Annotated in this window: 21 protein-coding genes and 1 pseudogene; 16 read left to right on the top strand and 6 right to left on the bottom strand. The window is 50.0% G+C overall.

Going from position 1 to position 21676, the window contains the following annotated elements; all coding sequences use genetic code 11:
- The first annotated feature begins 45 nt into the window (after window positions 1–45).
- Window positions 46–198, top strand: a pseudogene (locus L0156_19030) (DUF6496 domain-containing protein).
- A gap of 16 nt (window positions 199–214) precedes the next feature.
- Here L0156_19030 and guaB read toward each other — a convergent pair.
- The 5 genes from guaB to L0156_19005 form a co-directional block, all read right to left on the bottom strand.
- Window positions 215–1675, bottom strand: a complete 1461-nt coding sequence (gene guaB / locus L0156_19025; GenBank protein ID MCI0605085.1) for an IMP dehydrogenase — start codon at window positions 1673–1675, stop codon at window positions 215–217.
- The gene (locus L0156_19020) at window positions 1676–2779 is read right to left on the bottom strand and encodes an SPFH domain-containing protein (protein MCI0605084.1); all 1104 of its coding nucleotides are present in this window, start codon (window positions 2777–2779) and stop codon (window positions 1676–1678) included. It abuts the gene before it with no gap.
- Window positions 2780–2791: 12 nt separating this feature from the next.
- Complete coding sequence (locus L0156_19015) at window positions 2792–3286, bottom strand: hypothetical protein (GenBank protein MCI0605083.1); 495 nt, start codon at window positions 3284–3286, stop codon at window positions 2792–2794.
- Between the two features lie 78 nt (window positions 3287–3364).
- On the bottom strand, window positions 3365–5884 hold the full coding sequence (gene secA, locus L0156_19010) for a preprotein translocase subunit SecA (GenBank protein MCI0605082.1): 2520 nt from the start codon (window positions 5882–5884) through the stop codon (window positions 3365–3367).
- A gap of 251 nt (window positions 5885–6135) precedes the next feature.
- Complete coding sequence (locus L0156_19005) at window positions 6136–6342, bottom strand: hypothetical protein (protein MCI0605081.1); 207 nt, start codon at window positions 6340–6342, stop codon at window positions 6136–6138.
- Between the two features lie 129 nt (window positions 6343–6471).
- On the opposite strand from L0156_19005, the gene L0156_19000 reads away from it, so the two are divergent.
- The 15 genes from L0156_19000 (at window position 6472) to L0156_18930 (ending at window position 21459) form a co-directional block, all read left to right on the top strand.
- The gene (locus L0156_19000) at window positions 6472–6807 is read left to right on the top strand and encodes a hypothetical protein (protein MCI0605080.1); all 336 of its coding nucleotides are present in this window, start codon (window positions 6472–6474) and stop codon (window positions 6805–6807) included.
- Window positions 6808–6940: 133 nt separating this feature from the next.
- On the top strand, window positions 6941–8449 hold the full coding sequence (locus tag L0156_18995) for a radical SAM protein (GenBank protein ID MCI0605079.1): 1509 nt from the start codon (window positions 6941–6943) through the stop codon (window positions 8447–8449).
- Complete coding sequence (locus L0156_18990; GenBank protein ID MCI0605078.1) at window positions 8446–9720, top strand: radical SAM protein; 1275 nt, start codon at window positions 8446–8448, stop codon at window positions 9718–9720. Before L0156_18995 ends, L0156_18990 begins: the two co-directional genes overlap by 4 nt.
- Entirely contained in the window at window positions 9717–11471 is a 1755-nt protein-coding gene (locus tag L0156_18985; protein MCI0605077.1) for a hypothetical protein, read from the top strand. The genes L0156_18990 and L0156_18985 overlap by 4 nt, the downstream gene beginning before the upstream one ends.
- Window positions 11472–11625: 154 nt before the next feature.
- Window positions 11626–12333 (top strand): methyltransferase domain-containing protein, encoded by a 708-nt coding sequence (locus L0156_18980; protein MCI0605076.1) that lies wholly within the window; start codon window positions 11626–11628, stop codon window positions 12331–12333.
- Between the two features lie 104 nt (window positions 12334–12437).
- Window positions 12438–13532 carry a tRNA guanosine(34) transglycosylase Tgt gene (tgt, locus tag L0156_18975; protein ID MCI0605075.1) on the top strand — a complete coding sequence of 365 codons (1095 nt, stop codon included), beginning with the start codon at window positions 12438–12440 and terminating at the stop codon, window positions 13530–13532.
- Window positions 13520–13849, top strand: a complete 330-nt coding sequence (gene yajC / locus L0156_18970) for a preprotein translocase subunit YajC (GenBank protein MCI0605074.1) — start codon at window positions 13520–13522, stop codon at window positions 13847–13849. Before tgt ends, yajC begins: the two co-directional genes overlap by 13 nt.
- A gap of 90 nt (window positions 13850–13939) precedes the next feature.
- Window positions 13940–15478 (top strand): protein translocase subunit SecD, encoded by a 1539-nt coding sequence (gene secD / locus L0156_18965; protein MCI0605073.1) that lies wholly within the window; start codon window positions 13940–13942, stop codon window positions 15476–15478.
- Window positions 15479–15491: 13 nt separating this feature from the next.
- Window positions 15492–16661 carry a protein translocase subunit SecF gene (secF, locus tag L0156_18960; GenBank protein MCI0605072.1) on the top strand — a complete coding sequence of 390 codons (1170 nt, stop codon included), beginning with the start codon at window positions 15492–15494 and terminating at the stop codon, window positions 16659–16661.
- A 3-nt stretch (window positions 16662–16664) separates the two neighbouring features.
- Window positions 16665–17579 (top strand): bifunctional methylenetetrahydrofolate dehydrogenase/methenyltetrahydrofolate cyclohydrolase FolD, encoded by a 915-nt coding sequence (folD, locus tag L0156_18955; GenBank protein MCI0605071.1) that lies wholly within the window; start codon window positions 16665–16667, stop codon window positions 17577–17579.
- 20 nt (window positions 17580–17599) lie between these two features.
- Complete coding sequence (gene coaE, locus L0156_18950) at window positions 17600–18223, top strand: dephospho-CoA kinase (GenBank protein ID MCI0605070.1); 624 nt, start codon at window positions 17600–17602, stop codon at window positions 18221–18223.
- Complete coding sequence (locus L0156_18945) at window positions 18213–18620, top strand: hypothetical protein (GenBank protein MCI0605069.1); 408 nt, start codon at window positions 18213–18215, stop codon at window positions 18618–18620. The genes coaE and L0156_18945 overlap by 11 nt, the downstream gene beginning before the upstream one ends.
- Complete coding sequence (locus L0156_18940; protein MCI0605068.1) at window positions 18601–19197, top strand: CDP-alcohol phosphatidyltransferase family protein; 597 nt, start codon at window positions 18601–18603, stop codon at window positions 19195–19197. The genes L0156_18945 and L0156_18940 overlap by 20 nt, the downstream gene beginning before the upstream one ends.
- Complete coding sequence (locus tag L0156_18935; protein ID MCI0605067.1) at window positions 19194–20141, top strand: protein kinase; 948 nt, start codon at window positions 19194–19196, stop codon at window positions 20139–20141. The genes L0156_18940 and L0156_18935 overlap by 4 nt, the downstream gene beginning before the upstream one ends.
- A gap of 58 nt (window positions 20142–20199) precedes the next feature.
- Window positions 20200–21459, top strand: coding sequence for an ABC transporter substrate-binding protein (locus L0156_18930; protein MCI0605066.1), 1260 nt, complete (start codon window positions 20200–20202; stop codon window positions 21457–21459).
- A gap of 35 nt (window positions 21460–21494) precedes the next feature.
- Here the strand turns inward: L0156_18930 and L0156_18925 are convergent.
- On the bottom strand, window positions 21495–21676 hold a 182-nt coding region (locus L0156_18925), incomplete at its 5' end, for a hypothetical protein (GenBank protein ID MCI0605065.1).

Here is a 21676-nt window from a genome sequence, read left to right as displayed (position 1 = left end):
TTGAACTCACTCTGTTTTGACATAGGTTTCTATAGAGGTGTACTTATGGCAAAGAAAAAAGCAGCATCGACAAAAGCAGGCAAATACGTGCGGGAAGAAATGCATCATAAACGATCTGGAAAGCACAAAATAAAATCTCGCAAGCAAGCAATTGCCATTGGGCTATCTAAAGCCCGCAAAAAGGGGATTAAGGTGCCGAAGAAGAAAAAGTGATTCAATCCACCTGATAGTTCGGCGCTTCTTTGGTGATAATAACGTCGTGGACGTGGCCTTCTTTTAAGCCGGCGGCGGTGATGCGCATGAATTTGGTTTTCGTTCGCATCTCATCCAGATTTTTGCATCCGCAGTAACCCATGCCGGCGCGCAAACCGCCCACAAGTTGATGAATAATGGTCGACACATTGCCGCGATAAGGAACACGTCCTTCGATCCCTTCCGGAACCATTTTACTCGCTTCCTCCGTGCTCTGAGCATAGCGGTCCTTGCTTCCTCGCTTCATCGATTCAATGGACCCCATGCCGCGATAAACTTTGTAATAACGGCCCTGATACAGCACTTGTTCACCCGGGCTTTCATCGGTCCCTGCAAACAGCGATCCGATCATCACCGAGCTTGCGCCGGCTGCCACCGCTTTTGCAACATCGCCTGAGTACTTGATTCCGCCATCTGCGATCAGCGGGATTCCGTATTCGCGACTAATTTTGTAACAGTTGTCGATCGCAGTAATTTGAGGAACACCTGCGCCCGTAACCACGCGCGTTGTGCAAATCGAGCCGGGTCCCATTCCCACTTTGATTGCATCGACTCCGTGTTCGATCAAATCCCGCGCGGCTTCCGCGCTCGCGATGTTGCCCGCGACTACATCCAGCTGTGGATACTGTTTTTTCACTGCTGCCACGGCTTCCAAAACATTCTTTGTATGGCCATGAGCCGTATCAATCACAAGAACATCCACGTTTGCATTTACAAGCGCCGCCGCCCGGTCCATCATGTCCGGCGTAGGACCGATCGCGCCGCCGACTCGCAGCCGGCCGAACTCGTCTTTGCAGGCATTCGGAAATTCAATTCCTTTTTTGATGTCTTTTACCGTGATCAAACCCTTCAGCTTGTAGTCATCATCGACCACCAGCAACTTCTCAATTTTGTGCCGATGCAGGATTTTTTTTGCTTCTTCCAGGCCGATTCCAACAGGAACGGTGATGAGGTTTTCTTTTGTCATTACCTGTGAAATCTTTTGTTTGAAATTTGTTTCAAAGCGTAAATCCCGGTTCGTAAGAATGCCGACCAGCTTCCCATCGCGCGTAATGGGTACACCCGAAATCTTGTACTTTTCCATCAGGTTGAGGGCATCGGAGATCAGCTCATCGGGAGACATGGTGATCGGATTCACAATCATTCCGGATTCCGATCGCTTCACTTTATCCACTTCATCCGCCTGCTCGGCAATGGTCATGTTTTTGTGGATGATTCCGATTCCGCCCTGCTGCGCGACAGCAATCGCAAGCTCGGATTCGGTTACCGTATCCATGGCCGCGCTAACGATCGGCACGTTGAGCTGGATGTTTCGCGAGAAGTTTGTGCGGATGTCCGTTTGGGCAGGCAAAACTTCGGAACGGGATGGCGTTAAAAGTACGTCATCAAACGTGAGTCCTTCTTCGAGTGGTTTGTTCAACATTTATTTCGATGCTTCGCCGCAATTCGAACAGAATTTTGCGCCCGGCGCCAGCGCGGTTCCGCATTTAGCGCAGCTCGTTGTCGCTAAAGAAGCGCCGCAGCCGCTGCAGAATTTCGAGCCGGCTGGAATCTGAGTGTTGCACCTGGGACAGTGCATTGTTGCCAGCACTTTTGCGCCGCAACTGCTGCAGAACTGGGATCCGGACGGGATCTGCGCCTGGCAACTTGGACAGGGGATTGTTCCCGCGGCGATAGTGCCTTGCTGGGCTCCTTGCATCGCCTGCGATATCATTCCGGGAAGCATCATTCCAAGACCGGCTCCCATACCGAGACCCATCCCTTCTCCCGCGGAACCGCCCTCTTGCTTGGCTGCATCGCCCACTGCGCGAGCTGCTTTGTAGCGCATATACTGGTTCATATCACCCACTGCAGCCATACCGCTTCGTTCATCAATCACTTTCTGAACATCTTCCGGAGGTGTAATGGAGTTAATGTAAAAATCTACAAGCTCCAAACCGTATCGCCCGAAATCTTCTTTCACGCGAGTTTTTAACGCGACACCCAATTCATCATAATAGCGGGGCAAATCGAGCAACGTTTTCAACGTCTCACCAAGAACATCATTCAGACGGGAAACGATGATATCCCGCAAGAATCCTTCTACGTCTCCCGTTGTGAATCGTTGTTGTGTTCCCACAACGGTATTTACAAATAACTGCGGTTCGTGGACTCGCATCGAAAAAACACCGAATGAGCGAAGGCGCACCATTTTGAATTCGGTATCACGAAAAACGACCGGTTCCCTTGTTCCCCATTTTTGATTGGTAAAAATGCGCCGGCTCACGAAATAGACTTCTGCCTGAAAAGGAGACTTGAATCCGAAGGGCCAGCTCATGAGTTTGGTGAGGAGCGGCAGATTCATCGTAGAGAGCGTGTGGCGTCCTGCTGTAAACACATCAAGCGCCTTTCCATCGCGGAAGAATACGGCCGCCTGGCTTTCCGATACGATTAGCTGGGCTCCCATTTTGATTTCATCGCTGCCGGGAAAACGCCACACCATGTCTTCACCGGTGTCTTCCTTCCACTGAATGACTTCAATTGCCATTGATAGCCTCCCTTAACCTGTCACAGTAAACAGGTTTTTTCGATCCTCTATGCGTTTTTCCAACGCAGCGATCTGTTGTTCCCATCTCTTTCGTTGTTCGGCATGTGTGAGTGTTGGATCATTCTTCAAAGCGTTTTCGAGGGATTCCACATCGCCCACCAGAGACAGGTCGTACTGATAAATCCTGTCCAGCTCCGCTTCCTGAATTTTTACCTGATCGAAGAAGCCGGAATATCCATAGGAAGCATGCCGGATCGTGTTGGCGATGCGAAAAAGCTTTTGCGCCAGCAGGTCCAAATCGTCCAGCTCCGCCAGATTTCCCGCGTTCAACTGCTCCCGTTTGACCTCATCAAAAATCTGCCGTGAGGCATCGATGCGACTTGCAAGATATTCGCGGAATCTCTTGTCGGTGTCCCGGCGTGCTTCTTTTTCACGGTAATCTTTAACTCCCGGGATTGCATCCGCCAGTTTTTCCAACCAGTTCTTTTCGCTCTGGTACATGTCCATCACTCCTCCTCTTCTTAAGTGCCGGAGTAATGAGTTTACTGATGTCTCATTACTCCTTGCTCATCACTGGGCACTTTTTCATGCGTTCACGCCGCAGCACTTCTTATATTTCTGCCCCGATCCGCAGGGACATGGATCGTTGCGGCCGACTTTTTGCCCTTTACGAACGGCGGTGACAACTGCCGATTCCAAAGAAGGCCCCGAGAACTGCACGGCCTTCGGTGCTCTTACGACTCGAGGCGCATCTTCCGCCGAAGGGGGCTGAGTCATAAATACATATTTGACGATTTCTTCTTCCATCCGGTTCATCATCTCTTCAAAAAGAGCGAAGGATTCCTTTTTATATTCGATCAACGGGTCCCTTTGCCCGTAACCTCGAAATCCAATTCCTTCTTTTAAATGATCCAGCCCGTAGAGGTGATCCTTCCACTGTGAATCAATGACATGCAGCATCAACAGCCGTTCATGAATGGCCCATCTTTCGGGACCAATTTTGGTTTTCTTTTCGCTGTAAAGCTGTTCGAGTTTTTGATACAGGAAGTCATAGATATTGTCCGGGTTTTCCAGCTGTCGAATTTTTTCCGGATCCACATCCATGCCGAATTGTCCACGCAGGTCATTGACCAGCGCTTCAACATCCCAGTCCTGCGGATCTTTTCCTTGAGGGCAACGTTCATCGACCTGCCATTTCAAAATGTCTTCGCAGAGTTCCATGATGTATTCGGTGTGCGATTCTTCTTCCAGAACCTTGCGTCGCAACCCGTAAACAGCTTCCCGCTGTTTATTCATGACGTCATCGTATTCCAGCAAATGTTTGCGAATCTCGAAGTTTCTTCCTTCCACCTGTTTTTGCGCATGTTCGATGGAACGCGTAACCAGTTTGTGTTCGATGGGAACGCCTTCTTCCATCCCGAGCTTCTGCATGATTGGCGAAATGCGATCGCTGCCGAAAATGCGCATCAAATCGTCTTCCAGAGAAAGATAGAAACGGGAAGAACCTGGATCCCCTTGCCGGCCTGCGCGCCCACGCAGCTGATTATCAATTCGTCGGGCTTCGTGACGTTCGGTCGCGATGATGTGAAGGCCACCTAGATCAGCTATTCCAGGACCCAACACAATATCTGTACCGCGTCCCGCCATGTTCGTTGCAATGGTGACCGCGCCAGGTTTTCCGGCTTCGGCGACGATCTCAGCTTCTTTTTCATGATATTTGGCGTTCAACACGACGTGTTTAATGCCGGTTCGCTTGAGCAGCGTGGAGAGCCGTTCCGATTTTTCGATGCTGACCGTACCCACAAGAACGGGACGACCGGTAGCGTTCATTTGCTTGATTTCTTCTACAGCAGCATTGAATTTTTCTTTTTCCGTTCGATAAACAACATCCGAATAGGAGAGTCTGATGAGGTCTCTATTTGTTGGGATGACCACAACATCCAGGTTGTAAATTTTTCCGAATTCGACCGCTTCTGTTTCTGCTGTTCCGGTCATACCGGCAAGCTTTTTATACATCCGGAAGTAGTTTTGCAGAGTGATGGTAGCAAGCGTTTGATTTTCGGATTCGATTTTTACATTTTCTTTTGCTTCTAAAGCCTGATGCAACCCATCACTGTAGCGGCGTCCGGGCATCAAGCGGCCGGTAAACTCATCAACGATAAGTACCTGACCATCTTTCACCACATAATCCACATCCAGTTCAAATAGAGCATGAGCTTTGAGCGCCTGGTGGATGTGGTGAAGCCAATCCATGTTGTTCGGATCGTAGAGGTTCTGAATTCCGAGGAGGCGTTCTGCATGAACAATTCCTTCTTCGGTAAGCGACACAGCGTTCGCTTTTTCATCCACCGTATAATCGGCGTCTTTTTTCAATCGGGGAATAATGCGATCTATCCGGTAATACTTGTCGGTGCTTTCTTCGGCCGGTCCCGAAATGATCAAGGGTGTTCGCGCTTCATCGATTAAAATGCTGTCCACTTCATCCACGATCGCGTAATGGTGTTCGCGCTGGACGTAATCGCGGAGGTCATACTTCATGTTGTCGCGAAGATAATCGAACCCGAATTCATTGTTGGTTCCGAAGGTAATATCTGCGTGGTATGCTGCCTGGCGGTCCTGTGTTGAAGAATCGTGCTGTATGACGCCGACCGTAAGTCCCAGAAATTTGTAAATCGGGCCCATCCACTCGGCATCGCGGCGCGCCAGATAGTCATTTACGGTAACGACGTGCACGCCTTTCTTTGTGAGAGCATTTAAGTAAGCGGGCAATGTGGCAACCAGCGTTTTTCCTTCGCCGGTCGCCATTTCGGCGATCTTTCCTTGATGCAGAACGATTCCACCGATGAGCTGAACGTCAAAATGACGCATCTTGGTGGTGCGTTTGGAAGCTTCACGCACGACTGCAAAAGCCTCGGGCAGGATGTCATCTTCCGTTGCTCCCTGTGCCAGTTTTTCCTGAAAGTGCTGGGTTTTCAGACGGAGTTGTTCATCGGAGAGCTTTTCCACTTCGGGTTCGAGCGCGCTGATCTCCTGAGCGAGCGGAACGATTTTCTTCAGCGTTCGTTCGTTTTCGCTTCCGAATACTTTCGTTAAAAAATAGTTCAATACCGCCATATCTACCTTTCGTTTAGATACACGACTGCTTATCGGAATTTAATGTTTTAATAAACATAACAAAACGCCCCACACCCGTCAATGTTAGGCACTGAGTGGATCTCCCAGCCTTATGAAGGAGGGGATAAAAGGGGAGGTTGGGAGCGCCAGGAATAAGACAACCCCCTCTTTGATCTCCCCCTTAATAAGGGGGAGAAAAGCAGTAAGTACCACGACAATCTCACATGGCATATTGTAAATTTTCAATTTGCCCGGAACTGAGAGATCAATCGATCAAAGCGCGCCTCGTACACCATGTCGTACAAATCGATTCTGTCCGGCAAGAATTTTTCACACCACTGGCGCAGCAATTTCCTTTCCCCATCAATCGTCCGGTCCGAAATTTTATCGCACAGGATCAAAGTACAAACCAGCTCCGCCTTCATTTTGAGTCGTTCTTGTATCTTCATTTGTATTAAAAATAGTGTGAAACGAACAAGAACGCCAAACAAAGTAGCGCGGGCGTCTCGCCGGCGGAAGCGCAGACGGGACGTCCGCGCTACATTGCTTCTTGGGGCGTTTTGCACTAAAAATGACTGGTGGCCATTGTTATCAATGTCTTTGCCGTTATTCTTGCGTTGCTTGGATGTCTTTTTGTCATCGGTTACCAGGGCCAGACAGGGCGTCTGGTTATCGGATTGATTTTGATGGCCGCGGGAGTCGTTTTATTCCTTAGCAGCCGGTTGCGCCCAAAACAGACAACCTTCGTTCAAAAGGTCGACTTGAGTGGAGACATTTCCGCTCAGGAGCTGAAATGCAAGAACTGTGGATCGACGCTTACAAACAAATCTGTGGCGGTTCGAGCGGGGGCCATCTTCATTTCCTGTGAATTCTGCGGAACGCAGTATCAGTTGGAGGAAGCACCCAAATGGTAGTGGCAGAGCATTTTCCGCTCTTGTGGCTTGAGCATGTTTATAGAATGATGCTGACGCCGTCAACAAAACTTTTTGCTGCTAGAAAATGCTCTGCTTATAGCGGATTTCAGCAGAGCATTTGCGAGAAATAAAAATGGTCAAACTGCAAAAATACATTTCCAAGATCCATCCCTGGTTCGCTAACATGGCAAATGCTCTGCCACTACATCCTAAACAACCGACGCCGGATCTTTACACGTATCACTTTTCCGATAAGAACGGCTATTTCCGTCGCGTTCATTTACGCATCGAACAGGATGGCCGCGGCGTCATGTTTCTCGATGTCACTGATGCGATCCAATTGAATCAAACTGCGGCTTTAATCGCCGGATGGGCCTTGGATGGAATGCCGGAAAAAACAGCCATGAAGCGGTTGAAAGCTGCGTATGCGGGTCATGAACAGATCGCGCGCGACGTTTCCGGAATTTACCGCTTCATTCAACATGTTACGCAAGAATCCGGATGCCCAACCTGCGGAATCGATTTTCTTGAACGCAAGGCGCTATTCAGCACAAGAGCTAATGCGCCCTACAAAGCAGATATCGCCCTGACATATGGATGCAACAACGCGTGTTCGCATTGCTATAACGCCACCTCGCATCTAGGAATGGCTTCCCTTGCGCTAGTGGACTGGAAAAAAGTTTTTGTACTGCTGAAACAGAAGGGTGTGCCGCACATTATTTTTACGGGCGGTGAAGCGACCCTGCATCCGGATCTGCCGGAGTTGATCCAATTCGTGGACCAGCAAGGCCAGATCGCGGGCCTCAATTCAAATGGCAGGCGTTTTTCGCACCTGTCTTTTGTTCGCACGCTTAAACAGGCAGGATTGAATCACTTGCAGATCACGCTCGCTTCGAACCAGGCGCGCGTTCACGATGAAATCAACGGTGTATCTGCTTTTTCACAAACGGTAAAGGGCATTGAAAACGCTCTTGCAGGAGGCATTCACACGATTACAAATACCACCATCATGCAAAAGAATCGCGATCATGTGGAAGAGATCATCGATTTTATCTACGCATTAGGAATCCGCACTTTTGCCATGAACGGGATGATCTATTCCGGAGGAGGTTACTGTGATCCGAACGCCATTCCTGAAGAAGAACTTCCTGCTGTCTTAATCAGGATTCGAGATCGGGCGCTGGAACGGGGAATGAAATTTCTCTGGTACACGCCGACTGAATATTGTCGAATGAATCCTGTAGAGCTGGAAATTGGCGCGAAAAGATGCAACGCAGCCGAATATTCCATTTGCATTGAGCCTAATGGGGATGTGCTGCCATGCCAATCCTTTTACGTTTCGGCCGGGAACATACTTCGCGATCCATGGGAAAAAATCTGGGATGGGGAGCTGTTCCGTTCCTTTCGAGACAGGGAACTGGATCCGAAATGGGCGGGACTGCCGGAGAAATGCTGGGAATGTCCGGACCTTCCGCTTTGTGGCGGCGGCTGCAGGATAGAACGGGAAGCGCGCGATGGTGTTTTGTTGCACCATGAGGGTGGCTGTGAAAGTGAATCACCTGCGAGACCAAGCTTCATTCCGATTGAGCAGATTCAACACATCGGAAAAAGAGCAGCGGGAAGGGGAGCGGGCGTGCGATGAAAATGTTAAAGGAGTTTTTTCGCATTCATTTACCGGAAAAGCCTGCGTATACAGCGCCGGGTATTTATCACTATCGCAGGGAGGCAGGTGGGAACGTCACCCGTTTTCATCTTCGCGTGGAACAGGATGGAAGTGGAGTTCTGCTGGCCAATTCTTCTGTTGCCGCGCGTCTATCCTCAACAGGCGTGCTCATTGCAAAGTCGCGGCTGGAAGGTGTTCCTTATCCCGTCATCAGCAAAAACATCAAAACTACATTCTACGGAGCGACGGAAAGCCAGATTGAATTGGATGTTCGAAAAATCAGTCGTCTCATTGGAGAGCTGGCGAATCTGGATGACAACTATCCCATTTTCAACTTGGATGATCCTGCGGTTGCTCCTCCAAAGAATCTGATAGCTCCGTTTCATGCACAGATGAAGGTCGCTTCTCCTGAGCAAATCAATCCACTGCTGGAGAAGTTGTGGAAAAGCGGAATCATGCATGTAACTTTTAATCAAAGTAGCGCGAACGTCTCGGCCGCGGTAGCGAATGTTGAACGTGCCGAAGACCTTGGCATGATCTCGGGCGTTCGCGTTCACGCGGGCCTGTTGCTGCAGGGCGATCTGTTTCAAAAGCTTGCGATGGCCGGCGTGGACTACATCGTATTGCCGGTCGTGTCCGCAAATTCAGAGAAGCAGGATCTGTTCTTTGGCGAAAGCAATTCTAGTCACGTAATTCAGTGTCTTGAGCAATGCAAGAAATGGGAAGTGACACCTGTTTTGGAGGTTCCCATTTTTCGTCAGAATCTTGACGAGCTGGAACAAATCGTTGATGAGTTCAGCGCAAAAGGCGTTAGTAACGTTTTGTACTATGCAATTGCAGCTCAACACGCGGGCGAGACGCCCGCGCTACAAGACGGGTTGGATGGAACGGAGATCATTCATGTTGCTGCGCGGGTTGCGGACATAGCACACGGCTCGCGTGTCCGTTATGTGTGGCTGCCGGCCGTATCGGGTGCGGGTGAGTTGAAAGCATTGTTGGAAAAAGGACCGCGCACCGCGGGTGATGTCTCCATCCGTGTCGATCCGGACGGTTCAGTCTATGCTCCGAGAGGACCACTCGATGCCGCGGGGAACCTGTCAAAGGAGTCCTGGGCCGAAATCTGGAACCGCGATGTTTTCAAGCAGTACAGAGAGAGAATCGTTTCTCCAACACGCTGCGGGATCTGCCCGGAGCTCGAAATCTGTGGCGCCGATTGCCCGGGAGATCCGAAAGGGTGGGCGAGATCATGAGGCGGCTACTATTCCTTATCGTACTAATATTATCGTACTATGTACCGCTGCAGGCGCAGGACTACTATTTTTCGGTGCCGGCTGCTGAAATGGAAGTTCACATCCAGCAGTCGGGCGGAGCGCTTCTCCATTACCGGATCGAATTTCAGAACACACCGAGCGGCCATGCCATCGATATTGTCGATGTAGGGATGCCGCAGGAAGACTACGATGCCGGACAGGCTAAAGCATGGGTGAATGGCCAGGAAGTTCCAGGGCCGATTCGAGAATCTCAGTATGTGAAACCTGGATTGGAGGTCCATCTCGGCAATCTTGCGATTCCTGCTGGAGGATCAGGAACCTTTGAATTTGAAATCACGGTTCCGGATCTGGTTTTTCAAGATACAACACGCAAGGATAATGCCTCCTTTAAAATTACTCCCACGTGGTTTGGCGATGAATACGTTGTAGGGTCGACGGATCTCACAATTCGTGTCCTGATCCCGCAAGGAGTCAAACCGGATGAGGTGCTTCATCAGGGTGTGCAGTTCACCGGAAAAAATCTCCGGGACGATGGGAGCGTCGAGGTTCTCTGGCAACTGAACCGGCGGTTTACTTCAGCCTACCGCGTCGGCGTTTCTTTTCCCAAACGCGTCATGAGCAAAGTCGTTACGATGACCATTCCGGAACTTCTGATGCGATGGTGGCGCGGGCAGTTCTCCGTCAAAGCACGCGGCTGGCTGAGTTTTGCTGCTGCAATCATACTCCTCATCATCTATTTACGTTTCACGGGAGGCACAGGATGCGTCTTCTTTGTTCCTATGCTGATTGCAGCAGCGTTCTTTTACGTTAAGTTTGACGCGACGGAAGTGTTCATCTGGCCGGTTTTGCTTGTCCTTGCTGTTATTGTCGAAATTGCCCGCAAGAAACGGAGGTCCAGATATCTGCCTGCAATCGCCAGCGTGGAAGGAGGGGGAATCAAGCGGGGTCTGACTGCTCCGGAAGCGGCTGTTTTGTTGGAATTGCCGGTGAATAAAGTGGTGACTCTGGTTTTGTTTGGAATGATGAAGAAGGGAGTGATAAAACAGACTGTTAGGAAGCCGGTGATGTTTCAAGCAGAGAAGCCTCCTCCGTTGGATGCGGTTCTCCATGACTACGAAAAGGAATTCTTGAAACTGCTGAAGCAAAGCAAGCGCGGGACTTCGATCAACGAGGTCGATTTTTCAAAACCGCTGAAGGCGCTTGTGGAATCTGTAGCGAAACGAATGGTGGGTTACGATCTGGATGAAACTCGTGGTTATTACAAGCAGATTATTTCACGCGCGTGGAAAGAAGCGCAGGAAATTGGAGATGTCGAAGCGTGGCAAAAGAAGATGGATGAAAAAGTGGACTGGATGATGCTGGATCCCGATTTCACAGGAAGATTTGGTCCATACGAAGATCGATACGTTCCGCGTTCTTACCGTCCTACCACCATCGCAACATCCGGCAGGCCGGTTGCCGGCGCGCCCTCATCTTCGGGATCATCTCCAAGATTTTCTGATGTTGCAGCTTCCATCTCCGGCTGGTTTCAAAATACCGCTGCGGGTGTTGTGGGCGCAATGGAAGGACAGAAAGGGGGCATCGTAAATTTTGGTTCGGTTGACAAGGCGATCGGCAAAGCGATGCAGAGTTCAGGCGGCAGCAGTGGCGGGGGCGGTGGCGGCGGCGGGTGTGCGTGCGCGTGTGCAGGTTGCGCGTGTGCCTGTGCCTGTGCGGGCGGCGGACGTTAGGGGAATTTACAAATCTCAAACTCGAAATTACAAATAAATTTCAAATTCCAAAGCTCAATGATCAAATCAGTCACGGGGAGATCCCGTTTGGAAGTTGAAACTTGAGATTTGAAAATTATTTGGATCTTGCTGCTTGTATTTTGGAATTTTAAGGATGAAAAATCCGAGTTTGCCTTCGCGAGAACTTTTGCAACTACAGTCAGATTGGTTGGCGGAAGCCCGCGCGCGGATTTTGCGTCTTGCGGAAATTGCAAGGCGAAAAATGATTCTCGATCTTGGCGCCGGATATGGATTTGTTACCGGAGAATTGCGGCGACGAACTTCGGGAACCGTTATTGCGCTGGATCGATCGTCGAACGCTATCTCCGGTTTGCCCCTTAGTGTCTGCGGTGAAGCGACTGAATTACCATTCCCGGCACTGACCTTTGACCTGATCTTCAGCCAGAATGTTCTGCTTTGGATCAGGCAAAAGGAAGATGCGATCAAGGAAGCTTTCCGCGTCTTGAAACGGGAAGGCGCCTGGGTCCTGCTGGAACCTGACTATGGCGCCATGATCGAGCATCCTTCGGGAGTGAAAAGCGTGCAAATATGGACGTCCGTACTAAAAAGATGTGGCGCAGATCCTGAAGTCGGTCGCAAACTCCCGTTGTTGCTGAGAGGCGCGGATTTTCGCGTGAGAACGGAGTTACTTCCGCGGCTGGAGAATCCGCGCTTGGAGAGGTTCGACTTCTTATCGCAGCTGGATTTAACAAAAGAAGAACAGCGAGAACTCGAACGCATCAAAAAACTTTCGCAAATGCTTTCGCCTGCCGATCATGTCGCGCATTTGCCGTATTTCATGATCATTGCAGAGCGTACCTGAAATTGCTAGAATAGCGGCTTTGCGCTGATACACACCACGTAGGGGCGACCCTTGTGGTCGCCCGTGCGGGCAGGCACAAGGCCTGCCCCTACCGGTGGTGGTGAATCGTGAATCTGTTTAAGATTGAAAGGAAAGCAGCGGGCAGTCGGGCCAGATTGGGAAAAGCAGTTACACCCAATGGGGAATTTTCCACTCCAGCTTTCATGCCGGTCGGCACAAAAGCCGCAGTGAAAGGCCTGATTACAGGCCAACTTCTGGAGCTAAGAACCACAGTAGTTCTGGCGAATACTTATCATTTATATTTGCGCCCCGGAAGCGATTTGATCCGCCGGCTCGGTGGTCTTCACCGTTTTATGAATTGGAGAGGTCCAATTCTAACGGACAGTGGAGGCTATCAGATTTTCAGTTTGAGCGATCTTCGAAAAGTAACACAAGAAGGGGTTCGCTTTAAGTCGCATCTGGATGGAACGGAGCATCAGTTTACTCCTGAAATCTCGATGGCTGTGCAAAAAGATTTGGGAGCAGACCTACTGATGGTGCTGGATGATTGCCCGCCCTATCCGGTGACCGAGGAGCAGGCAAAGGGTTCACTCGAGATTACGCATCAGTGGGCCGAACGATGCCGTAAAGCTGCATTGAATCCCGGTCAGGCGCTGCTTGGAATCGTACAGGGCAGCACGTTCGGGAAACTCCGTGAGGAGAGCGCGAAGACGCTCGTGCAAATCGGATTTGATGGTTATGCCGTGGGCGGACTAAGCATTGGAGAAAGTAGAGAGTTGAAAAGGGAAATGGTAGAAGCGGCTCTGGCACATTTGCCGGAGAATAGTATTCATTATTTAATGGGAGTGGGAACTCCCGAGGAAATTGTTTCCGCAGTTTCGCAAGGCATCGATCTTTTTGATTGCGTGCTCCCGACCCGGAACGCTAGAAACGGTTATCTTTTTACATCGCAGGGACCAGTGATCATTAAGCAAAACCGTTACCGTGAGGATCCGGCCCCGTTGGATCCGGATTGCGAATGCTATGTTTGCCGCCATTATTCGCGCGCGTACTTGCGTCATCTGTTTATGTCCGGCGAGATCAATTCGGCTATGCTGAATACATATCACAATGTGTATTTCTATCTGAGATTGATGGAAAGAATTAGAGAGAGTATCGCCAACGATACTTTTGAGGAGTTGAAACAATGTTATTCCTAGCAGCTGAGGCGCCTCCAGCCGGGGGAACCGCTCTCATTTTAACAATGCTTCCCTGGCTCGTATTCATCTTCTTTTTTTATTGGCTGTTTGTTGCCGCGCCGATGAAGAAAAAGCAGAAAGCTTTTGCTGAGCTGATGAAAGGTTTGAAGGCAGGCGATAAGGTCCTGACGACTAGCGGAATATACGGTGTGATCACCGGCATTCAGGACAAGACACTGAAGATCCGGATTGCGAATAACGTCGTAGTGGAAATGGACAAATCTGCAATCACAGGTCTGGCGCCCGAAGAGAAAGAGGAGAAAAAAGCGGAAAAATAAACGCAGAGACGCAAAGACGCAGAGAAGGCGGAGATTAGTTTTTTTTCTCTGCGTCTCTGCGACTCTGCGTTAAATTGAGGGTTAGTTATTATGAAGAATGTTCAATGGAAATTGCTGATGGTGCTTGTGCTGGCGGTGATCGCCGGCTATGGGATCTGGCCCCCCAAAGAGCGGATTCGTCTGGGATTGGATTTGAAGGGCGGTATTCATCTGGTGGCCGAAGTCAAAATTGATGAAGCCCTGGCAGGTTACACCGATCGCTTCATAGAAGTTCTCAGGAAAGAGCTTCAGGACAAGCAGATTCCTTTTCAAAATATCCTGCGCAAAACAAATACTTCATTTGTGGTTAGCGGTATTGCTCCGGATAAGCAGGAGAACTTGAAGAAAATCCTGGAGAACCACGGAGAATGGGACCTGACGCTCACGGGGAATGAAGGTCTTGCCGCCTTACGTCAGGCAGTGATCAATGCAAAAGCCGAGGAAGCGGTGAACCTGGCCATTCGTATTATCCGTGAGCGCGTCAACCGTTTCGGCGTTGCGGAGTCGGTCGTGCAACGGCAGGGTCTCACTGGCGGACGCATGATTATTCAGTTGCCCGGAGTGGAGGATACGGAGCGCGTCAAGGACCTGATTAAGAATACGGCGCGCCTGGAACTGCGTCTTGTGACTGCCGGACCTGCTCCTTCCGCGGAGGCGTTAGGGCCTATCCCGGAGGGCAGTGAAGCGTTAACACATTCAGAAGTTCAGCAGGATGGTCGGTCCGTCACTAATTATTATGCCGTACAGAAGCAGGCAATCGTTTCGGGTGAGGAGTTGCAGGCAGCCAACCGTACGACGGATCAATACGGACGCCCTGCGGTGAACTTTACTCTTACATCAAGCGCCGGCAGCAAGTTTGGAGATTTTACCGAGGCAAACCGGGGTAAGGCGCTTGCCATCGTTCTGGACAACAAGGTGCAATCGGCCCCGACAATCCAAGACAAGATCACCACCGACGGAATCATCACCGGGCAATTCACGATTGAAGAATCAAATGATCTTGCAGTCATGCTTCAGTCCGGCGCATTGCCGGCCGGTATTCGGTTTTTGGAACAAAGAGTCGTTGGGCCTTCACTGGGACTCGATTCGATTCGAAAAGGGATGCTGGCGTGCGCGATAGGCGGCGGAATCATCGTTCTCTTCATGCTGCTCTACTACAAGTTTAGCGGTGTGAATGCAGTCACGGCTTTGATCCTCAACATGCTGTTCCTGATGGCGTTGATGAGCTATTTCGAAGCGACGCTGACACTTCCCGGTATCGCGGGCATTGTCCTTTCGATCGGTATGGCGGTGGATGCAAATGTCTTGATCTTTGAACGGATCAAAGAAGATTTACGCCTCGGAAAAACTGCGCGTTCCGCCTTGCAAAGCGGATTCGCAAAAGCTTTCTGGCCGATTTTTGATTCGAACTTGACCACAATCATTGCCGCAGTTTTTCTTTACTGGTTCGGGACCGGACCAGTAAAAGGGTTTGCTGTGACGTTGATCATCGGAATTTGTTGTTCGATGTTCACCGCTATTTTTGTTTCGCGACTTCTTTTTGATTGGCTGTTGAGCAGACGAAGAAAAGTCGAAAGCATCAGTATTTAGCTGAGGTTGTCATATGGAAATATTTCACGATACCAAAATTGATTTCTTAAAGTACAGAACGCCTGCGATGCTGGTCTCACTGGTAATCATACTTGCCGGCGTTTTTATGATCTGGAAAAACGGCATTCGCTATGGTGTCGATTTCAGCGGGGGAACCGCTATCCATCTTAAATTTCGCACCGTGGTGCCGCTTGATAGTATTCGGAATACGCTGAAGGGAAATGGCTTTCCAGACAGCGGTGTTCAAGCGTTTAACGATCCGACGCAAGTGATGGTCCGGCTTCCGCAAACTCGCGTGACCGAGGAAGAGACGGAAGAATTGGCTGAGCGCGTTGCCACACTTCTTTCCGCGAATGCATTGAAAACTTTAGCTCCGCAAGGCAAAAGGGATCTGAATTCAGCGACTCCAAACGACATTAACGGCTACCTGCAGCTTAAGGATCCCTGGAAGGTCGGCGATCCTGCAAAATACAAAGGGGAAGTAACAAAGATCCGGCAGATGCGGGATGCGAACGCCGGTCTGTTGCCTTCGTTTGAACAAATGAGGGGGATCGACGCAAAAGTTCTGGCCTCGCTTAAAGAGAGCTTTTATGTAGGTGATCTTGCGATCCTCAGCAACGAGTATGTTGGACCTCAGGTGGGAGCCGAGCTGCGCGAACAGGCAAAACTCGCGATTGCCTGGTCCCTTGCCGGATTACTGATTTATGTATGGTTCCGCTTTGAATTTCTCTGGGGACTATCGGCGATTGCCTGTCTTGCTCACGATGTCCTGATCACGCTCGCATTTTTTGCTTTCAGTGGCCGCGAAATCTCATTGACTGTGGTCGCGGCCTTCCTCACGATTGTGGGTTTTTCATTGAATGACACGATCGTCATCTATGATCGCGTGCGCGATAATTTGAAAAGCATGCGAACCCAACCGCTTGAAAACGTGATCAATCTTTCGCTGAATCAGATGCTAAACCGCACGATTCTTACTAACGGAACGGTTACGATCGTGACGATTGTGCTGTTCCTGTTTGGCGGCGAAGTGATCAACGATTTCGCCTTTGCCATGCTTGTCGGTTGCATTTCCGGTACCTACTCAACCGTCTATATCGCAAGCGCGATCATCGTGCTTTACAACAGATATTTCGGCAAAAAGAGAATGGCGACCGTAAAGGCAAAAGCAGCAAAGGTCTAGTGAATGGCCGGGATCATCGACGGGAAGCGCCTGGCAGATTCGATCCGCCAGGAGATTGCGGCGTCGGTGAATGAGTTCTATAAAACCTATGGAGAACGGCCCTGTCTGGCCGCTGTTCTTGTGGGAGAAGATCCGGCATCCCAGGTATACGTTCGAAACAAAGTTCGCGCGTGCGAACAGATCGGAATCCGGTCGGAGAGCTACCATCTTTCTGCCGGCGCCACAGAGGCCGAGCTGCTCGACCGCATTGAGCATCTCAATTCCTCTAATAATGTAGATGGAATTTTGTTGCAATTACCTCTGCCCGCTTCTATCAGCAAAATGAAAGCGCTGGACACAATTTCTCCCGCTAAAGACGTGGATGGACTCCATCCAATCAACGTGGGACTGCTGGTTCAAGGGCGGGCTGAGTTGATCGCCTGCACACCCTCCGGAGTAATTGAAGCTCTCAGGCGTTCGCAGGTTTCGATGACCGGTAAAAGCGCCGTGGTTGTGGGGCGAAGCGATCTTGTAGGGAAACCGCTCGCGCTTCTCCTGATGCAGGAAAATGCAACGGTGACGGTTTGCCATTCGCGAACGCAGAATCTGCAGCATGTGGTTTCCAGCGGGGACATTGTGATTGCTGCAATGGGGAAGCCCGCTTTTCTCGGCCCCGATTTTATCAAGGAAGGCGCGATTGTCGTTGATGTGGGAACGACCGTGCTGAAAGAGGAATCGGAAGTGAGCAGGATATTCGGGACTTCGAGCAGGAAATGGGAAGATTTCCAGCAGGGAAAAACAGTGCTCGCAGGAGATGTTCATCCCGCTGCATATGAACGCGCTTCGATGTATACTCCAGTTCCGGGCGGTGTCGGTCCTTTAACAATCACCATGCTTTTGAAAAATACTCTTCGCGCCGCTCAGCTGCGACGTCGATAATTTTCCACAGAGATTGAATTATGCTGGTAGTTGGCCTGACGGGTGGGATGTGCACCGGGAAATCCACAGTTGCAAGCATGTTTGCAGAACTGGGATGTCTGATCATCGATGCGGACCAGGTAGCAAGAAAACTGGTGGAGCCGGATGCTCCTGCATGGCGTCGCATTGTAAAAGTATTCGGCAAAGAGTTTTTAAACAAGGATAAAACGCTCGACCGCAAAAAGCTTGGCGACATCATTTTTGCGGATGCAGGAAAAAGAAAACTTCTGAATTCCATCCTGCATCCACTGATCATGAAAGAGGAAGAGAGACTCGTGAAACAAGCTGCATCGGAAGGGAATCACAAAATTGCCATCGTATCTGCGGCTTTGATGATTGAGGCCGGCACGCACAAACGCTTTCAAAAAATCATTGTGGTTCTCTGCAATAAGGAAATTCAAATCGAACGGATCATGAAGAGGGAGAAAGTTACGAGGAAAGAGGCGCTTCAAAGATGGTCCGCGCAACTTTCGAGTCAGGAAAAGAAGAAATACGCGAATTATGTGATCAACACTTCCGGACCTTTTACGCAGACTCGAAAACAGGTTGTGCAAGTTTATGAAAAACTTAGAAGATTGGCCGAAGGAAAGCGAAATGCACACTAACTTCGCGTCTTCCCGTCTGGCGTCCACGCGTCTGCGCGGAAACGCAAAGACTCGCAACGCAAAGACGATATTGCCCGCGCTCCTACTAAAAGAGATGGAGCAACATGCTTCATCAAGTTCGAATGAAGTTTGCGGTTTTGTATACGAGAGCCATTATGCGCCGCTCACCAATCTTTCCGGCACAGCGAATCATTTTTACGGTGATCCATCCGGTCTTGCGCGTATTTTATCTCAATACGGAGAGCCACGGGCGATTTTCCATACGCATCCGAATGGATGCCTGGAGCTATCTACGGAAGACAGAAGAATGTGGTATTATTGCAATAGTACTATGATCGTTGGCTGCATCACAAACGGTCGTTTGCGGTGGAAAATGTATGGCAAGCGGGGTGATTGAGCCCTTCACGGGCTGGATCCTCAATAAAATTGCCTCCTTTCTCGCTTTTTTTCGTTTAACCCCGAATGTTCTTACGATCTCTGGTGTATTCCTGAATGCGATTGTCGCTGTGGTGATTCTCGAAGGTCGGTTCTTCGTGGCCGGATGGTTGTATTTAGCCGTCAGCATGACAGACCTTCTCGATGGAATTCTCGCGCGCCAGAAGAACATGACGAGCAGGTTTGGCGGCTTTCTGGATTCGGTAATGGACCGTTTTGGTGACGCGGCGATTTTCACCGGCCTCCTGCTCCACTATACGATCGTTCACAATATCCCCTGTGTGCTGATTACAGTGGCGGCGCTCTGCGGAGCAATGATCACCAGTTATACTCGGGCGCGCGCGGAGGTTATGATCCCGAAATGCAAGGTGGGTTTCATGGAAAGGCCGGAGCGCGTGTTCTTGCTGGCGATAGGTCTGGTTTTCAATCGTGTCCCGATCTGCTTGCTCTTGATGGCAATCTCATCTTTGATTACGATAATCGATCGGATTGTGTACACCAGAAAGGCACTGAAGGACGATGCGGGGCGCAGTTCATGAGTCAGGTATTGTTTAAAGGTCAGCAGCTCGGAAAGTATGAGATTCTTGATTCCCTGGGAACCGGCGGTTTTGCCGCCGTCTACCTTGCAAAGGATCAATGGATCAACAAACTTGTCGCGCTGAAAGTTCCTCACTATCAGAATCACGATCTGGAACATCTCTTGAAGGAACCGCGCATGCTGGCTAGATTGAACCATCCCAATATTGTGGGTGTCCATGCTGCGGAAAAAGCGAGTGAGCTGTTTTTCGTGGTCATGGAATATGTGGAGGGGGAGTCGCTCGAAGACACGCTGGAAAGGGAAAAGACACTCCCTTACAAGCTTGCGTGCAGGTATTCGCTGCAGATCTGCGATGCTCTCGATTACGCCCATTCGCAGCAGGTGCTTCATCGCGATTTGCGGCCAGCGAATATTCTCGTTTCCAGAAATGGTGTATTGAAGGTGGGCGATTTTGGAGTCGCTGCCTTGTTGGAAAAAATACCTTACGCCAAAACAATCATCGGCACGCCACCTTATATGTCACCGGAGCATTTTCAAGGAAAGGCGACTTACGCGAGTGATGTCTATTCCATGGGAATCATCCTTTACGAAATGCTTACGGGGATGCTGCCTTACTTCGATGTGAATCCGGCGAAGCTGGAGCAGTTGATTCAGGAAGGAAAATGCGCGGCTCCGCGTGTGGTCAACAAAGAGATTCCACGCGATCTGAATAACCTGGTACTTCGGGCGATGGCGAAGGATGTGGAAAATCGATTCCTATCTTGCCGTGATCTTGCACAGGCGCTACACTTTTTTCTCGGAACTGCGCCGGAGAAGCGCGAGCTCAATGAAATGAAGGACCGCATTCGCGCGCGCGTCACCACTCCTTCCGCTCGTTGCTGGAATTGCAATTTGCCGATGCCCCGCTATACAAAAGTTTGTCCAAAATGCAATCAAGCACAGTAATTTGTAGTGGCAGAGCATTGGCCATTGCCCTGGATTGGGCATGATCTGTAATCAAGTGATGATATTCATACGAAATTATTATCGACCCGACAATGCTCTGCTTGGATCCATTCAATTCAGAGCATTTGCTCGTGGGCTTTTTCTTCGTGCTGCTGCAAGCATTCTGAGGTTATCAGATCTGTTCAAACAACTTGGCAAATGCTCTGCCACTACACTCCTAATCTTCTTCCTGCTTGCTGGTTGCAGTTCACAAAACACTTCGGACGAAATTGTGATCGGGGGGTACGGCGCGCTTACCGGCACAACGGCCACTTTTGGTCAATCCACGCAAAAGGGAATTGAAATGGCATTTCACGAAGTGAACCAGAAGGGAGGCTTGCTGGGGAAAAAGTTCCGGCTTGTTATGGAAGATGATCAAGGCAAGCCGGAGGAAGCGCAAACGGTGGTGAGTCGTTTGATCAATCGCAATCGCGTCGTGGCAGTCATCGGTGAAAATGCATCTTCCCGCAGTCTTGCGGCTGCTCCGGTTTGTCAGCAAGCGAAGATTCCGATGGTTTCCCCATCTTCGACAAATCCAAAAGTGACGGAAGTCGGTGATTTCATTTTTCGAGTTTGCTTCATCGATCCATTCCAGGGGAAAGTCATGGCAAAGTTTGCGGCCGAAACACTCAAGGTCAAACAGGTTGCAATTTTGCGGGACATCAAAAACGATTATTCTGTTGGACTGGCAGAAGTGTTCACGCAAAGTTTTGAACAATCGGGTGGAAAGATCATCGCGAATGAAAGCTACAGTGAAGGGGACAGCGATTTCAGCGCTCAGCTTACTTCCTTGAAACAACGCAACCCGGAAGCCATTTTCATTCCGGGATACTACACGGAAGTCGGATTGATCGCGCGACAGGCACGAAAGCTCGGTATTACAGTTCCGCTGCTGGGCGGGGATGGTTGGGAGTCCCCGAAACTCTGGGAAATCGGGGGGGAGGCGTTGAACGATTGCTACTATTCCAATCACTATTCTTTGGACGATCCGTCGCCAACAGTCCAAAAGTTCGTGCAGGCATACAAGGCACGTTACCAGGAAGTCCCCGACGCAGTTGCGGCACTCTCCTACGATGCCGCGGGAATCCTATTCCACGCAATTGCGAAAGCAAATTCAGCGGAGCCGCAAAAGATACGAGACGCTCTCGCAACCATCCGGAACTATTCCGGTGTGACCGGTCAAATCACCATCGATGAAAAACAGAACGCATTGAAACCCGCCGTTGTTTTGAAAGTGAAAGACGGCAAGCTCGAATTCGTTCAATCGATCCAGCCTTAAAATCAAACGCCAAGACGCCAAGTTCTTTTTATTTGTCATTTGGCGGCAAATTTTTGGGGATTCACACCAACAAAGTTGTCAGACATCTCTCCTTCGAAGAGTCTAATTACATGAGAAAACAGATCTATTCCGTTTGCTTCATACTCTTCTTTGTTTCCTCCGCGCTGGCGGCGGATCCACTGGCTTCTGAGATCGCGCGTTGGAGGAAATACATCGA

The organism is bacterium, assembly GCA_022616075.1.
Taxonomy (GTDB): Bacteria; Acidobacteriota; HRBIN11; order JAKEFK01; family JAKEFK01; genus JAKEFK01.
Note: the sequence above shows the minus strand (reverse complement) of the source record. Positions and strands in the feature narration are given on the sequence as shown.

Bases quoted from the DNA above. Each gene is read 5' to 3' on its own strand.
- guaB (MCI0605085.1), bottom strand. From the start codon at position 1,675: ATGTTGAACAAACCACTCGAAGAAGGACTCACGTTTGATGACGTACTT.
- L0156_19020 (MCI0605084.1), bottom strand. From the start codon at position 2,779: ATGGCAATTGAAGTCATTCAGTGGAAGGAAGACACCGGTGAAGACATG.
- L0156_19015 (MCI0605083.1), bottom strand. From the start codon at position 3,286: ATGGACATGTACCAGAGCGAAAAGAACTGGTTGGAAAAACTGGCGGAT.
- L0156_19005 (MCI0605081.1), bottom strand. From the start codon at position 6,342: ATGAAGATACAAGAACGACTCAAAATGAAGGCGGAGCTGGTTTGTACT.
- L0156_18995 (MCI0605079.1), top strand. From the start codon at position 6,941: ATGGTCAAACTGCAAAAATACATTTCCAAGATCCATCCCTGGTTCGCT.
- L0156_18990 (MCI0605078.1), top strand. From the start codon at position 8,446: ATGAAAATGTTAAAGGAGTTTTTTCGCATTCATTTACCGGAAAAGCCT.
- L0156_18985 (MCI0605077.1), top strand. From the start codon at position 9,717: ATGAGGCGGCTACTATTCCTTATCGTACTAATATTATCGTACTATGTA.
- L0156_18980 (MCI0605076.1), top strand. From the start codon at position 11,626: ATGAAAAATCCGAGTTTGCCTTCGCGAGAACTTTTGCAACTACAGTCA.
- yajC (MCI0605074.1), top strand. From the start codon at position 13,520: ATGTTATTCCTAGCAGCTGAGGCGCCTCCAGCCGGGGGAACCGCTCTC.
- secD (MCI0605073.1), top strand. From the start codon at position 13,940: ATGAAGAATGTTCAATGGAAATTGCTGATGGTGCTTGTGCTGGCGGTG.
- secF (MCI0605072.1), top strand. From the start codon at position 15,492: ATGGAAATATTTCACGATACCAAAATTGATTTCTTAAAGTACAGAACG.
- folD (MCI0605071.1), top strand. From the start codon at position 16,665: ATGGCCGGGATCATCGACGGGAAGCGCCTGGCAGATTCGATCCGCCAG.
- coaE (MCI0605070.1), top strand. From the start codon at position 17,600: ATGCTGGTAGTTGGCCTGACGGGTGGGATGTGCACCGGGAAATCCACA.
- L0156_18945 (MCI0605069.1), top strand. From the start codon at position 18,213: ATGCACACTAACTTCGCGTCTTCCCGTCTGGCGTCCACGCGTCTGCGC.
- L0156_18940 (MCI0605068.1), top strand. From the start codon at position 18,601: ATGGCAAGCGGGGTGATTGAGCCCTTCACGGGCTGGATCCTCAATAAA.
- L0156_18935 (MCI0605067.1), top strand. From the start codon at position 19,194: ATGAGTCAGGTATTGTTTAAAGGTCAGCAGCTCGGAAAGTATGAGATT.
- L0156_18930 (MCI0605066.1), top strand. From the start codon at position 20,200: ATGATATTCATACGAAATTATTATCGACCCGACAATGCTCTGCTTGGA.